16 protein-coding genes are annotated in these 15,410 nt (G+C 39.1%); 14 read left to right on the top strand and 2 right to left on the bottom strand.

What is annotated here, in order from left to right:
* The first annotated feature begins 15 nt into the window (after nt 1-15).
* Nucleotides 16-246: an RNA chaperone Hfq gene (gene hfq / locus AAHB15_RS03470; protein WP_007083878.1), complete on the top strand. Its 231-nt coding sequence runs from the start codon at nt 16-18 to the stop codon at nt 244-246.
* Between the two features lie 193 nt (nt 247-439).
* A complete protein-coding gene (spoVK, locus tag AAHB15_RS03475; RefSeq protein WP_335575081.1) occupies nt 440-1,387 on the top strand; it encodes a stage V sporulation protein K in 948 nt (315 codons plus the stop codon).
* Between the two features lie 144 nt (nt 1,388-1,531).
* Here spoVK and AAHB15_RS03480 read toward each other — a convergent pair whose 3' ends face one another.
* The gene (locus AAHB15_RS03480) at nt 1,532-2,170 is read right to left on the bottom strand and encodes a trimeric intracellular cation channel family protein (RefSeq protein WP_335575082.1); all 639 of its coding nucleotides are present in this window, start codon (nt 2,168-2,170) and stop codon (nt 1,532-1,534) included.
* A gap of 191 nt (nt 2,171-2,361) precedes the next feature.
* Between AAHB15_RS03480 and hflX the strand changes: the two genes are divergently transcribed.
* The 4 genes from hflX (at nt 2,362) to glnA (ending at nt 6,832) form a co-directional block, all read left to right on the top strand.
* Nucleotides 2,362-3,627: a GTPase HflX gene (hflX, locus tag AAHB15_RS03485; protein ID WP_420491221.1), complete on the top strand. Its 1,266-nt coding sequence runs from the start codon at nt 2,362-2,364 to the stop codon at nt 3,625-3,627.
* A 14-nt stretch (nt 3,628-3,641) separates the two neighbouring features.
* A complete protein-coding gene (locus tag AAHB15_RS03490; RefSeq protein WP_342041738.1) occupies nt 3,642-4,910 on the top strand; it encodes a methionine gamma-lyase family protein in 1,269 nt (422 codons plus the stop codon).
* Nucleotides 4,911-5,054: 144 nt separating this feature from the next.
* Nucleotides 5,055-5,462 carry a MerR family transcriptional regulator gene (locus AAHB15_RS03495; protein WP_144562361.1) on the top strand — a complete coding sequence of 136 codons (408 nt, stop codon included), beginning with the start codon at nt 5,055-5,057 and terminating at the stop codon, nt 5,460-5,462.
* Between the two features lie 35 nt (nt 5,463-5,497).
* Complete coding sequence (glnA, locus tag AAHB15_RS03500) at nt 5,498-6,832, top strand: type I glutamate--ammonia ligase (RefSeq protein WP_144562360.1); 1,335 nt, start codon at nt 5,498-5,500, stop codon at nt 6,830-6,832.
* A 291-nt stretch (nt 6,833-7,123) separates the two neighbouring features.
* Here glnA and lexA read toward each other — a convergent pair whose 3' ends face one another.
* On the bottom strand, nt 7,124-7,747 hold the full coding sequence (lexA, locus tag AAHB15_RS03505) for a transcriptional repressor LexA (RefSeq protein WP_098528588.1): 624 nt from the start codon (nt 7,745-7,747) through the stop codon (nt 7,124-7,126).
* Nucleotides 7,748-7,908: 161 nt separating this feature from the next.
* On the opposite strand from lexA, the gene yneA reads away from it, so the two are divergent.
* From yneA to AAHB15_RS03545, 8 genes are all read left to right on the top strand, one after another.
* Nucleotides 7,909-8,229, top strand: coding sequence for a cell division suppressor protein YneA (gene yneA / locus AAHB15_RS03510; protein ID WP_335575085.1), 321 nt, complete (start codon nt 7,909-7,911; stop codon nt 8,227-8,229).
* 12 nt (nt 8,230-8,241) lie between these two features.
* Nucleotides 8,242-8,889, top strand: coding sequence for a YneB family resolvase-like protein (locus AAHB15_RS03515; protein WP_098528586.1), 648 nt, complete (start codon nt 8,242-8,244; stop codon nt 8,887-8,889).
* A gap of 74 nt (nt 8,890-8,963) precedes the next feature.
* Nucleotides 8,964-9,194 (top strand): DUF896 domain-containing protein, encoded by a 231-nt coding sequence (locus AAHB15_RS03520; RefSeq protein ID WP_098528585.1) that lies wholly within the window; start codon nt 8,964-8,966, stop codon nt 9,192-9,194.
* Nucleotides 9,195-9,413: 219 nt separating this feature from the next.
* Nucleotides 9,414-11,420, top strand: coding sequence for a transketolase (tkt, locus tag AAHB15_RS03525; RefSeq protein WP_335575086.1), 2,007 nt, complete (start codon nt 9,414-9,416; stop codon nt 11,418-11,420).
* 396 nt (nt 11,421-11,816) lie between these two features.
* Entirely contained in the window at nt 11,817-12,257 is a 441-nt protein-coding gene (gene sirA / locus AAHB15_RS03530) for a sporulation inhibitor of replication protein SirA (RefSeq protein WP_335575087.1), read from the top strand.
* A 73-nt stretch (nt 12,258-12,330) separates the two neighbouring features.
* Nucleotides 12,331-12,543: a YneF family protein gene (locus tag AAHB15_RS03535; RefSeq protein WP_144562356.1), complete on the top strand. Its 213-nt coding sequence runs from the start codon at nt 12,331-12,333 to the stop codon at nt 12,541-12,543.
* 425 nt (nt 12,544-12,968) lie between these two features.
* Complete coding sequence (locus AAHB15_RS03540) at nt 12,969-13,169, top strand: cold-shock protein (protein WP_335574864.1); 201 nt, start codon at nt 12,969-12,971, stop codon at nt 13,167-13,169.
* Nucleotides 13,170-13,658: 489 nt separating this feature from the next.
* Complete coding sequence (locus tag AAHB15_RS03545; protein ID WP_342041739.1) at nt 13,659-15,410, top strand: ABC transporter transmembrane domain-containing protein; 1,752 nt, start codon at nt 13,659-13,661, stop codon at nt 15,408-15,410.

Genomic DNA, 15,410 nt, shown 5'->3' on the forward strand with positions numbered 1-15,410 from the left:
GAGGAGGATATACTAATGAAAACAACAATTAATATTCAAGACCAATTTTTGAACCAGTGCCGCAAAGACAACACCCATGTAACGGTGTTCCTTCTAAATGGTTTTCAATTAAGAGGCCAAATTAAGGGCTTTGATAATTTTACCGTATTATTTGAATCAGAAGGTAAACAGCAATTGGTATTTAAGCATGCTATTTCCACTTTTGCACCACAGCGTAATGTCCAGCTTGAATTGGATAACCAATAAATTAGGATCAAAATGGAGCCCGTTATCTTGGGCTCTTTTTTTATTTTCTATAAATAAAAGAAATCTTCTTTAATGAATTCCAAGGATTGTGAATACACATAGAGGGAAGGATTATGCCTAACCTAAAACACTTCTGAGTAGCTTTAATCTTGCTACCTTATGTATACTGTCTGCAGATTGAGAGGTGATAGCTTTGGACCAACCATATCGTACGAAAAGTAACGGCCAAATAAGGGTGGTACTCAACTCGCATGAAAGAACAACGATAAGAAAAGAAGTACCCGATTTTCAAGTTGTTCCAAAGGTCATTCCCCCAGAGCATACTGCACTAAAAGAAATTGAAGAAGAGCTTGGGGCATTGGTTGGCATGGAAGAAATGAAGCGTATGATTAAAGAAATTTACGCTTGGATTTATGTTAACAAGAAGCGTGAGGAAATGGGGCTGAAGGCGAGAAAACAAGCCCTCCATATGATGTTTAAAGGGAATCCAGGAACAGGGAAAACCACTGTTGCTAGGTTAATTGGCAAGCTGTTTCAAAAGATGAATGTCCTCTCCAAAGGTCATTTAATTGAGGCGGAACGGGCGGATCTCGTTGGCGAGTATATTGGTCATACCGCTCAAAAAACGAGAGATTTAGTAAAGAAGGCTCAAGGAGGAATCCTATTTATCGATGAAGCCTATTCCTTAGGTCGTGGCGGGGAAAAGGATTTTGGCAAGGAAGCTATCGATACGCTCGTCAAACATATGGAGGATAAGCAGCATGAGTTTATTTTAATTCTTGCTGGGTATTCAAGGGAGATGGATCATTTTTTAACCCTAAATCCCGGACTTCATTCTCGTTTTCCCTTGGTCATTGATTTTCCGGATTATAATATCGAGCAGCTGATGGATATTGCAGGAAGGATGTTAAAAGAAAGAGAGTATACGTTTAGCCATGAAGCTGAAAAAAAATTAAGAGACCATTTGATTTGGGTAAAGGCTGTCTTAAATCCTAACACTTTTTCAAACGGCAGATACGTCCGCAACGTCATTGAAAAATCAGTCCGGGCACAGGCAATGAGGCTGTTAATGCTGAATAGTTATGACAAACATGAATTAATGACACTCAGGAGCAATGATTTAATATTTGAAGAGGATTAAATATTAAAGCGGAGGCGCCTTGTACAGGGGCGACAGGCATAAGTCGAGCTGGCGAGAAGGCTGCTCTTTAGCCTTCTTGACGGATTGGCTAGACCTAAGAGCCCCTAGGCGCTGCAGCTGGACGTAGAAAAATCGGCGGGGTCATCACCCGCCGATTTGTTTATGATTTTCGATTTTTTGGGAAACTCCAAGACTTCGAGAAGGCAGCTTCCAATCAAAGGTATAAGACAGTACACGTAAGCCAGTCACTAAAACAAATAGGGTATATAATTGCCAAGATTCTGTTGTAATCTCAAGACCAATCATAAAACCCGCCAGAATTGCCCAAACAGCATAAATTTCCGCTCTTAACACAATCGGTTTTCTACCGGCAAGCAGGTCGCGGATAATCCCCCCGCCAATCCCTGTTAATACGGCTGCAACAATGACAGCACTGAGGGGATGGTTCATTTTTTCGGCATACATGGCACCCTGAATCGCAAAGGCAGACAAGCCAATCGCGTCAAACAGATTTCCCCACTTTTGCCAATGTCTTAAAAGGTTGTTAGGGAATATAAACACAGCGGTAATTGACAACAAGGCAATTTGAAAAAATAAACCCTGTTCCCATAAGGCCGAGACTGGTACGCCGATGAGCAAGTTTCGGATCGCTCCGCCGCCAAACGCTGTAACGATTCCTAAAATATAAACCCCTAAAATATCATATTCCTCTTCCATTGCCACAATCGCACCGCTGACTGCAAAGGCAATGGTACCAATCATACTTAATACTTCCCATGTCATGTTGATTTCCCCTTTGTGTCACTTAAACACAATGATAATAGTAAAAAACAGTTCAATAACAAACAATAAAATTTTATCACGATGCAAGAAAATTACAACTACTTTTTAATTTCCAAAAGAGTATGGGGAAAATTAGAGATTACAAAGTTTTTTTGTTATGATGTGAATGAAGTACAGTTACGGAAGGAAGGATGCCTGTGGAACAAAAGGAAACGAAGGAAAAGGTCATTCTTGTTGGCTGTCAAACAAATGGTGATGAGGATCAGCGTTTTGACTATTCGATGGAAGAGTTAGGAGCATTAACCGAAACCGCCCAAGGGGAAGTCCTTGCTTCCTTGGTCCAAAAACGAGACCGCGTCCATCCTGCAACCTATATAGGTAAAGGCAAAGTGGAAGAGCTAAAAAGCCTCGTTGAGGAACTTGAAGCAGACATTGTCATCTTTAATGACGAACTTTCTCCAAGTCAAAAAAGAAATCTGGGCTCAGAAATCGATGTTCGAATTATTGATCGAACTCAACTCATTTTGGATATATTTGCCCAAAGAGCGCGCTCAAAAGAAGGAAAGCTGCAGGTTGAGCTGGCACAGCTGCAATACATACTTCCCCGTTTGGCTGGACAAGGAACAGCACTTTCAAGACTTGGTGCTGGGATTGGAACAAGAGGACCAGGGGAAACAAAACTAGAATCAGATCGAAGACATATCCGGCGCAGAATTGATGATATTAAGAGTCAGCTTTCCGTTATTGTTCAGCACCGTGACAGATACCGTGAACGAAGAAAGAAAAATAAAACCTTTCAAGTCGCCATTGTCGGTTATACAAATGCAGGTAAGTCGACCCTTTTTAATCGATTATCAGAGGCGGAGTCTTATGAGGAGAATCAATTGTTTGCCACACTTGATCCTATGACGCGCAAATTGATTTTACCAAGTGGTTTCTTAGCCTTAATTACCGATACGGTTGGATTTATTCAAGACCTGCCAACAACTCTGATAGCTGCATTTCGCTCTACGCTTGAGGAGGTAAAGGAAGCAGACCTGCTCCTCCATGTGGTCGATATGTCAAATCCGGACTATTACCAACATGAAAAAACGGTGAAAAAGTTGCTTGATGACCTAGAAGTAAAAGATATTCCGCAAATAACCGTGTATAATAAAAGAGATATTCAACATCCTGATTTTGTTCCAACAGCAGATACAACCACGATCTTCATTAGTGCATTTGATGAAAATGATCGCCATGCATTGAAGAGGAAAATGGAAAAAATCGTGATGGACATGATGGAGTCTTACGAAGTCCGAATTCCTTCGACTGAAGGTAAGCTGCTTTCACAATTGAAAAATGAGACCATCTTAAGAGAACTTGTTTTTGATGAGGAAGATCAATTATATCGGTGTAAAGGCTTTTCTCTTGCTGATCATCAAATCACCGGACAATTACAGAAATTCACAGTATAGATAGGAGTTACAACATGTTTCAACAGCTGCAAAATGGGGAAAAGCTTCATCCGCTGGTGCGAAAAGTAGAACAGCAAATTGCTGAGGTACATAAAGAATTTGACGAAATGATCGAAAACAACCAATTTCGCGTATTGAAAAGCTTTCAAAAACACCGTGTCAGTGATTCACACTTTATTCCATCGACCGGGTATGGCTATGATGATATTGGCAGAGATACATTGGAATTAGTGTATGCAGATGTCTTTGGCGGAGAAGCGGGGCTTGTCCGTCCACAGATCATCTCGGGTACACATGCCATTTCGATTGCCTTATTTGGTGTACTCAGACCAGGGGATGAACTGCTTTATATAACGGGTAAACCTTATGATACGCTAGAGGAAATTGTCGGGATTCGCGGCAATGGGGTTGGTTCGCTTAAGGAATTTCGAATTTCATACGATAGTGTTGCCTTAACAGATGAAGGGGCAATCAATTGGGATGAGGTTGCTGAAAAAATAAAACCAAATACAAAAATGATTGGGATCCAGCGCTCCAAAGGGTATGCAACTAGACCATCATTCACTGTAGCGGAAATCGGTCAAATGATTTCTTTTGTAAAAGAAATAAAGCCTGATCTTGTTGTATTTGTTGATAATTGCTACGGCGAATTCGTGGAAGAACAAGAACCTTGCCATGTTGGAGCAGATTTGATGGCGGGCTCTTTAATTAAAAATCCTGGCGGTGGACTTGCGAAAACAGGCGGTTACATCGTTGGGAAAAAACAATGGGTCGAGGCTTGCTCTTACAGAATGACCTCCCCGGGGATCGGGGCAGAGGCAGGTGCTTCCCTCTATAGTCTTCAAGAAATGTATCAAGGTTTCTTTCTCGCTCCACATGTTGTCGGTCAGGCATTAAAGGGAGCAGTCTATACCGCCGCTATGCTAGAACAATTGGGCATGAATTCTTCACCTAAATGGAACGCCAAAAGGACGGACCTCATTCAGTCTGTACAATTCGATGATCGAGATAAAATGGTTTCTTTCTGTCAGGCAATCCAATTTGCATCGCCTATTAATTCCTATGTCACGCCGCATCCAAGTTATATGCCTGGATATGAAGATGATGTTATAATGGCAGCAGGAACGTTTATTCAAGGTGCTAGTATCGAATTAACCGCAGACGGCCCGCTTCGACCACCATATGTCGCATATGTCCAGGGAGGTTTAACCTATGCTCACGTAAAAATGGCCATTTGTTTAGCAATTGACCATTTAATTGAAAAAGGATTAATTCGCCTTTAGTAGGACAAAGTAAATAATAGTAAAATACATATTGTTTATAAATTCTTTTAAAAATCGTGTAAGAAAATCTAACACAACATTGACATCTTTTCTTACACGAAATATAATAGCAATATGATTTACTATTAAGGGAGGAAAAATTTGGTGAGTGGAAAAGAAATTCGTCGTTCCATGCCATTGTTTCCTATCGGGACGGTCATGCAGTTAACCGAGTTAACTGCAAGGCAAATCCGCTATTATGAAGAACACCAATTGATTTCTCCAGCAAGAACCGAGGGAAACAGACGTCTATTCAGCCTAAATGATATTGATAGACTATTAGAAATCAAAGACTTAATTGACCAAGGTGTGAACATGGCTGGAATCAAGCAATTGTTCATGGTCAAGGAGCAACAGGAATCATCTAATATAATAGAGAAACAAACTGAAAAATCAAAACAGGATCTAACAGACGAACAACTAAGAAAGCTTCTTCGCAATGAATTAATGCATTCAGGCAGAAACAATCGATTTACATTACGCCAAGGCGATATGTCTCGATTTTTCCATTAAAGTTAAACATTCTTTTTATAATAGGGGGAATTAAAATGGCAAAGTATTCAAGAGAAGACATCCAACGGATGGCGAAAGAGGAGAATGTAAAATTTATTCGTCTTCAATTCACCGACATTCTTGGAACAATTAAAAATGTTGAAATTCCTATTAGCCAGTTGGAAAAAGCATTAGATAACAAAATGATGTTTGACGGTTCTTCAATTGAAGGATTTGTGCGTATCGAGGAATCTGATATGTTGCTATATCCAGACCTTAGCACATGGGTAATTTTCCCTTGGACTGCTGAAAAAGGAAAAGTAGCTCGTTTAATCTGTGATATCTATACTCCAGAAGGCAAGCCTTTTGAAGGTGACCCACGTAATAACTTAAGAAGAGTGTTAAAGGAAATGGAAGAGCTAGGATTCACTAACTTCAACCTTGGACCTGAGCCAGAATTCTTCTTATTTAAATTAGACCAAAAAGGTGAACCAACTTTAGAACTTAACGACCAAGGCGGTTATTTTGACTTAGCGCCAACAGACTTAGGTGAAAACTGCCGTCGTGATATCGTTCTTGAGCTAGAAGAAATGGGCTTTGAAATCGAAGCTTCTCATCACGAAGTAGCACCAGGACAACACGAAATCGACTTTAAATATGCGGATGCATTAACTGCATGTGACCAAATCCAGACTTTCAAGCTTGTTGTAAAAACAATTGCTCGTAAACACGGATTACACGCAACATTCATGCCAAAACCTTTATTCGGTGTAAATGGATCTGGTATGCACATGAACCTTTCATTATTCAAAAATGGCGAAAATGCATTCTATGAGCCAACTGGTAACCTAGAAATGAGTGATACAGCTCGTCAATTCATTGCTGGTATTCTAAAGCATGCTCCTGCCTTTACAGCGGTAACGAACCCAACTGTAAACTCTTATAAGCGTTTAGTGCCTGGCTATGAAGCACCTTGTTATGTAGCTTGGTCTGCTAGAAACCGTTCACCACTAATTCGTATTCCTGCATCTCGTGGCTTAAGCACACGTGTAGAAGTACGTAGTGTTGACCCAGCAGCAAATCCATATCTTGCAATGGCTGTTCTATTAAAAGCTGGTTTAGACGGTATTAAAAATAAATTAACTCCTCCAGCTCCAGTAGATCGTAACATCTATGTTATGAGCAAAGAAGAAAGAATCGAAGAAGGTATCATCGATCTTCCGGCAACTCTTGCACAAGCATTAGATCAATTAAGCCAAGATGAAGTAATTGTTGCTGGTTTAGGCGAGCACATCTTCGAACACTTCGTTGAAGCAAAAGAAATTGAGTGGGATATGTTCCGTACTGTTGTTCACCAATGGGAACGCGATCAATACCTGAGCACTTATTAAGAGATAAAAGAAGCCTTGGCGCTCTATGCGTCAAGGCTTTTTGGTGTATTGTGGTAGAGTAGGGTGGCCGGGAGTATGAAGGACAAAATGCGGTTGAGCAAGAGGGAAAGTGTCCTTCATCGGGAGCATGAACGACAATGAGTTTTTGAGCAAAAAAGAAAGTGTCCTTCAGCGGGTGTGTGAAGGACAAAACGCAGTCGTATAAGAAAAAATATCCTTCATCGGAAAAGTGTAGAATAATATCCGGATAAGTCTGACCCAAAAAAAGAGAGCTGGATCAGCTCTCTCAAATTAATGGATATGACGATAAACTCCAATAACTTTCCCTAAAATCGATACATTTCGTAAAATGATAGGATCCATTGCAGAGTTTTCCGGCTGCAGGCGGATGTAGTCTTTTTCCTTAAAGAATCTCTTACAAGTTGCTTCGTCATCCTCCGTCATTGCAACAACAATATCCCCATTGTTCGCAGTCTGCTGCTGCTTCACAATCACGTAGTCTCCGTCAAGTATTCCCGCCTCTATCATACTTTCACCCATGATTTCTAGCATAAACACCTGCTCGTCTGAGGGAGCCAAGCTTTCAGGAAGTGGGAAATATTCTTCGACATTCTCAATTGCTGTGATTGGCAATCCTGCTGTTACCTTCCCGACCACTGGAACGTTGACAACTTTATTTCTAGGAATCTGTGCGGCTTCATCCGCATCTAGTATTTCAATAGCTCTTGGTTTGGTAGGGTCTCTTCTAATTAGACCTTTACTCTCTAAGCGTGCTAGGTGACCGTGAACAGTAGAACTGGATGCAAGTCCAACCGCTTCGCCAATTTCCCTGACGGAAGGAGGATATCCCTTACTTCTAACTTCTTCCTTTATAAACTCCAGGATATCCTGCTGCCGCTTTGATATTTTTACCATGATAAAATGCACCTCGCCTGGTTAATGTTGTCTTTATTATAGCATGTCGTACCATACTATACAAACATAAGTTCGAGAAAATGGTTGACAACAAACAAATGTTCGGATTATAATGAAAACAAATCAAAAGGGAACATATATTCTTATAAGAGGTGCGAATCATGAAAAAATTATGGAAACAATACTCGTATGCTATTACTCTTATTATTTTAAGCTGCACTTTAGCTTTGGTATTATCATTTAAACATCACTCTGATGATCAATATTTAAAAGTAACCATTTCTGAAGGAGATACACTTTGGAAGATTTCTGATCAATTTGAAGGTCAGCATTCGCTATCAAACAAAGAGTTCGTAGGCTGGGTAAAAAAGCATAATGAAAATATTAAGGATCAAATCTATCCTGGTGAAGAAATTGTAATTCCTGTAAGCAAAAAGAATTCCGCCAATACAACAGAACTTGCGAGTGCGCCGAAGGAATAGAAAGGATAACTAATGAAAGCTATAATCTACTGCCGTGTCAGTACCAACAAACATACACAAGAAACATCCTTAATACGCCAGGAAGATGAATTAATCCAACTTGCGAACCAGTGTGGATTTGAAATCGACTCCATTATAAAAGAACAAGCTAGTGGTTATGATTTTGAAAGAGATGGAATACTAGAGGTATTAGAGAGGATAAAAGATCCGCAAGTTCAGGCCCTGTTAATTCAGGATGAAACACGGCTTGGAAGAGGTAATGCTAAAATTGCCCTTCTGCATTGTATAATAAAAGAAGGGATTCAACTTTACAGTATTTCACATAATGGTGAATTACAACTTTCAGAATCGGATTCCATGGTTTTAAAAATAGTCAGTATGGTAGAAGAGTATCAGCGTAAACTTCATAATGTAAAAATAAAAAGAGGCATGAAGCGTGCTGTTGAGCAAGGCTATAAACCAGAAAAAAACTTAAAGAACCTTGGACAATCCTCTGGCAGGGAAAAAATTGAAGTACCAATTGAACAGATTATCCGATTACGGGAAAATGAGCTGACATTTGCTGAAATTGCCGCCACACTAAGAGGCTTTGGGTATAACATTTCAAAAGCAACTGTTCATAGAAGATATCAAGAATATATAGAATCACAGAATCAGTAGCTCTTTATCTTGTCATGAAGGCTTTTTTTTAGTAAAATCAAGTGTCTTCATTTGATGAGAAAGGATGGGTGGGTATGCTTTCAAAAGAAAAAATGGCTCGCATTAATGAACTGGCAAGAAAGGCAAAATCGTCAGGATTAACAGAGTTAGAAGCAAAAGAGCAATCCAAATTAAGAAGTGAATACTTGGCTACTTTCCGAGCAAATATGCTCGATACATTAACGAATACAAAGTTTATTGATCCAGAAGGTAATGATGTCACACCTGAAAAATTAAAAGCTAGAAAGAATCGCCCTCTTCATTAACTATATATTAAGTTTAAAACCTTCGGTATTTTCTCACCTCGCCTAATAAAGGCGGGGTATTTTCATTTACTATTACATACATTATTATTCTTGTTAAAGTCAAAATAAAAATAAAGTGAAATTTTCAATCTTATTTTTGTTTATAAGTTGAATTAATAGACAATGCAAGATAATATAAAGGATGTATTTATTATCCGTGATCAAGAAAGGATGTAATTCATGTTTAATACTATTGATGATTTATCCGTAACATCGATTCGTACGCTTTCTATTGATGCTATTGAGAAAGCAAATTCTGGGCATCCAGGTATGCCAATGGGTGCTGCCCCAATGACATATACATTATGGACAAGATTCATGAACCAAAACCCTAAGAATCCTCATTGGTTCAACCGTGATCGTTTCGTCTTATCTGCAGGCCATGGTTCTGCATTGTTATATAGCATGCTCCACTTATCCGGCTATAATTTAAGCATGGAGGACATTAAACAATTCCGTCAGTGGGGTAGTAAGACACCTGGACACCCTGAGTACCGCCACACAGAAGGTGTAGAAGCAACAACTGGTCCGCTTGGGCAAGGGATTGCAATGGCTGTCGGTATGGCAATGGCAGAACGCCATGTTGCTAGTGTTTATAACAAAGATAAATACGAGATTGTGAACCATTTTACATATAGTGTTTGTGGTGATGGTGACCTCATGGAAGGTGTTTCTGCAGAAGCTGCATCGCTTGCAGGACATTTAAAATTAGGACGTTTAGTTGTTCTTTACGATTCCAATGATATTTCTCTTGATGGAGACTTAGACAAATCTTTCTCTGAAAGTGTAAAAGGGCGTTTCGAAGCTTACGGCTGGCAATACCTTCGTGTGGAAGATGGCAATAACCTTGAGGAAATCGCAAAAGCACTAGAAGAAGCAAGAAATGACTTAGACCGTCCAACTATGATTGAAGTTAGAACGATCATTGGATATGGTTCACCAAACCGTGCCGGTACTTCTGGTGTTCACGGTGCTCCGCTAGGTGCAAACGAGTTAAAGCTTACAAAAGAAGCATATAAATGGACATTTGAGGAAGATTTCCACGTTCCACAAGAAGTTTATGACAACTTCCAAAAACTCATTGTTGAAAACGGTGAGAAAAAGGAAAAAGAATGGAACGAAATGTTCTCACAGTATAAGAATGAGTATCCTGAATTAGCTGCTCAGCTTGAACAAGCATTAAATAATGAACTTCCTGAAGGCTGGGATAAAGATATCCCTGTTTACCAAGAAGGCAAGAGTTTAGCAAGTCGTGCCTCATCTGGTGAAGTCCTAAATGGCATCGCTAAAAACCTACCGATCTTCATTGGCGGTTCAGCAGACCTTGCAGGTTCCAATAAAACAATGATTAAAGGTACAACTGACTATATGCCGGGTGCCTATGAAGGCCGCAATTTCTGGTTCGGCGTTCGTGAATTTGCAATGGGTGCTGCACTGAATGGTATCGCCCTTCACGGCGGAGTAAAAATATTTGGCGGAACATTCTTTGTTTTCTCTGATTACCTTCGTCCAGCAATCCGTTTAGCAGCAATCATGGGATTACCTGTTACTTATGTATTTACACATGACAGTATCGCTGTTGGGGAAGATGGTCCAACACACGAACCTGTCGAACAGCTTGCAGCATTACGTGCAATGCCAGGTCTATCCATTATTCGTCCAGCAGACGGTAATGAAACAGCAGCAGCTTGGAAGCTTGCAGTTGAATCAACCAATAAACCAACTGCACTTATTTTGACTCGTCAAGATTTACCTACTTTAAAAGGTACAGATGTCAATGCATATGAGGGCGTTTCAAAGGGTGCTTATGTTGTTTCTCCGGCTGGAAAAGAAACTCCAGATGCTTTAATTCTTGCAACTGGTTCAGAAGTGAGTCTTGCAGTGGAAGCACAACAAGTCCTTGCAGGTGAAGGCGTTCAAGTTTCTGTTGTCAGCATGCCTTCATGGGATCGTTTTGACCAACAATCACAAGAGTATAAAGATTCTGTTCTACCGAGAAACGTGAAAAAACGCCTTGGAATCGAAATGGGAGCTTCATTCGGCTGGCATAAATATACTGGTGACGAAGGCGATGTATTGGCAATTGACCAATTCGGAGCATCAGCACCTGGTGAAAAAATTATGGAAGAATACGGCTTTAGTGTGGATAATGTAGTGGCTCGTGTTAAGGCCCTGTTACAACAATAATTGTTATTAAGTTAGAGAGAACGGTTTATCCGTTCTCTTTTTTTAGTGCTGCTTTTTGTTGGAAATTTGGAAAAAATGCAAATCGACTATCATAATGAGCCATAAATGTGGAAAATGAGCCAAACATCACGATTATGGGCTATAAGTTAATTTTATTGAGACAAACACTAACAAAAATAAGGCAATACCCCTTCATATAGTAGATTGGACTCCTATTTTGTTACAATTTATTGAACAATTGAAGTTAATAAAAGGAAAGTTCATAAATTATACCGAAATTGGTTGGTAAACATATTATCGACAAAAGTAGTGAAAGTTTTTGCCGCCGTAAGACAAACGTTTTGTCTATGCTTTTTTATAATAGAAAAAAGGATTTCAACGAAGGGGAGAGCAGTGGTGAGAAAATATCAGCTATATTTAGTAGAAGATGAATTTGCCGCCCATTACTTCGGAAGAGAGCGTATATTTTTTCAGCTTTTTCATGAACATCATACTGCAGACGGCGAACTTAAATTTATAACACAAAAACAAATTTCATATATTACGAAACGTGTAGAGGTTTTAAAAATCCATAATCTGCTTCAAAAACAGTTGGGCAAAATGAAGGGATTTAGAGCAGATCATGGTGGATATACGATTACTTTAAGCGGAAAACTAAGCACGGCAAGGTTAGAAGTTTTTCAAGAGTTAATAACAGTGGAAGCAGAAGGCAGCTATGAAGCAGAAACGGCCTTTTTTGAAGTGCTCAGAAAATGCGAATCCTCCTTCTTAGCAATTGATCTTGAACACGAACGGGTCGGATGGCTAAAGCCTATTAAAGAAAGAAAATATGTCTAATTGAAATGAGATATTGTTTTATTTCGTTTTATTTAGTACACTGTATGGTAGACAACATGAAGGAGGAAGTTTAATGTTATATGTACTAGTTGGTATACTAGCATTAGCAGCTGGTGTAGCACTAGGATTTTTCATTGCTCGTAAATATATGATGAGCTATTTAAAGAAAAATCCGCCAATAAATGAACAAATGTTAAAAATGATGATGATGCAAATGGGTATGAAACCTTCGCAAAAGAAGATCAACCAAATGATGGCAGCAATGAATAAACAGCAGTCTAAATAAAACGGACAAGCATTCTTGTGATAACCTTGTCCCACAAGGGTTAATCACTTGGTTGTTAGTAATTATTAAGAAGGGGAGCCCAACTAAAAACAAAAGTAGGCTTACATCCTTCATTAATAAATTACGTAATCCTTCATAATTTAAATGCAAAAACCACTTGTTCCGCTGAAATTTAACCGGAAAGGTGGTTTTTTAAATTAAATGAAAAAATTGAAAAATCTATACCAAGGTTAATGAGTAAAAAAAAGGATTTAGAAACACAATTTGGAATCCCCTTGCAAATTTTTATAAATCGTGTTATTATAAAAAAGAATTATTTTTGTTCGGTGTAAAGGATAGTATAAGATTAACTTTTCGTCTTGATGATCACTGAGTGCAAGGATAGTAACACATTGTGTGCAAAGCACACAGCAGGAGGAAACAAAATGGAAAACGGTAAAGTAAAATGGTTTAATGCAGAAAAAGGTTTCGGATTTATCGAGCGTGACGGTGGAGAAGATGTATTCGTTCATTTCTCAGCTATCCAAGGCGAAGGTTTCAAATCTTTAGACGAAGGTCAAGCAGTAACTTTTGACGTTGAACAAGGTCAACGTGGAGCTCAAGCAGCTAACGTTCGTAAAGCTTAATAATAAACAAACTAAAACAGACTCTTTATAGAGTCTGTTTTTTTTATTTCTTTATTTGTTTATTTCTTTAAAAAAGCAAGGAGCCCTACTCACGAATGAGTAGGGCACATGTAAAAAGTAAATCAAATGGTAAAACCATTGTAGCATACAATTTGGGAATAACCTAATTTATTTTCACGTTGATATTGGTAACTTTTGTTAAAATCTACTTCTTCTTTATTAACTATTAACGATGTATATATAAATCGCCATTTATAACTACAAATGGGTACGAAACCTTCGAAAAAAGATCAACCAAATGATGGAAGAAATGAACAAACAGCTCGCTAAAAAAAGGGGCAAGCACTCATATGATGTGGGTGCTTTTTTTAACGAATGATTAATTTCAAAGTATTTATTATTTTGTAAAAATTTGATAAAATAGGTACCTCGGTGTTCGAAGGATAAACCATTAAACAAAGGGCTCGATTTGTATTTGGGGGTGTTTATTTGAAGGTATTTTTAGAATTAGGCTGGTTTTTTAAACAAGAGAAAAAAGCGTACATATCCGGGGTTTTAATTTTATTATTTGTAGCCTTGCTCCAATTAATTCCTCCCAAAGTAATTGGAATCATCGCTGATGACATTCATGAAGGAACCATTACAACAGGCATGCTAATCAAATGGGTCGTGGTGCTAATAGCAGTGGGACTATCGATGTATGTTCTTCGATATTATTGGCGAATTATGATCTTTGGTTCATCTGTCAAGCTAAGTAGAATCCTTCGTGATCGCTTATACAGCCATTTTACGACGATGTCACCGTCCTTTTACCAAAAGAGCCGCATTGGGGATCTAATGGCTCACGCTACTAATGACTTATCTGCAATACAGCAAACTGCGGGGGCAGGGGTCTTAACACTTGTAGACTCACTTTCTACAGGTGGATTTGTCATTATCGCAATGGCCTTTACGATCAGCTGGAAGCTGACATTAATTTGTTCAATTCCGATGCCGATTATGGCGATGTTGACCAGTTGGTTTGGAACGATGTTACATAAAAGTTTTCATAAAGCGCAAGAGGCCTTTTCCTCTCTAAACGACAAAACACAAGAGAGTATTTCCGGGATTAAGGTCATTAAGACATTTGGCCAGGAACAAGAAGATATAGAAGACTTCCGCAAGCTTTCGGTAGATGTAGTACACAAAAATATTGTCGTAGCAAAAATCGATTCCCTCTATGATCCTACCATCTCTATTATTGTCGGAATCTCCTTTTTTCTGTCGATTGCGTTTGGAGCAAAATATGTTCTCAATGGAGAGTTGACCATTGGTGAATTAATCTCGTTTACTACCTATTTAGGCCTTTTAGTATGGCCTATGCTGGCATTTGGCTGGCTGTTTAATATCGTGGAACGAGGTCGTGCCTCATACGATCGTGTGGCTGCTCTCTTACGAGAAAAGGTCGAAATCAAGGATGATAAAGATGCTTTAAGCATTATGCCAATGGGTGATATTGAATATAAGATTAATGAATTCACTTATCCGGGCGAAACAAATCCAATTTTAAAAGAAATATTCTTTTCGCTGACGAAAGGCGAGACACTTGGAATTGTTGGGAAAACCGGTTCTGGAAAAACAACGTTATTAAAGCTGCTAATCCGTGAATTTGAGGGCGATAAAGGAGAAATCCTTTTTGGCGGTAAACCGCTCCATGCATATAAACTTGAAAAACTTCGGGAAGCTATTGGCTATGTCCCCCAGGATCATTTCCTGTTTTCTGCAACCGTTGCCGAGAATATAGCTTTTACAAACCCACACATTTCAAATGATGAGATCAAAAAAGCAGCAAAACTTGCCAATATTCATAACGACATTCTCCAATTTTCCGATGGGTATCAAACGGTTGTCGGAGAACGGGGTGTCTCCTTATCAGGTGGGCAAAAACAAAGGATTTCGATTGCCCGTGCACTGCTGATGAATCCAGAGGTACTAGTATTGGATGATTCCTTGTCAGCGGTCGATGCAAAAACAGAGGAAACGATCCTTTCTTCATTAAGACAAAATCGGGATGGAAAAACGACAATCATTACCTCTCATCGGTTAAGTGCGGTTCAGCATGCCAACATGATTCTCGTCATTGATGATGGGAAAATCGTGGAGAGAGGAAGACATGAAGAATTAATGGAACAAGATGGATGGTACAAGGAAATGTATTTACATCAGCAATTAGAAGAGTTGGTTGAACATGGGGGACATTAA

The sequence above is a fragment of the Bacillus sp. OTU2372 genome, from assembly GCF_038440275.1.
Lineage (GTDB): Bacteria > Bacillota > Bacilli > Bacillales > Cytobacillaceae > Neobacillus > Neobacillus bataviensis_B.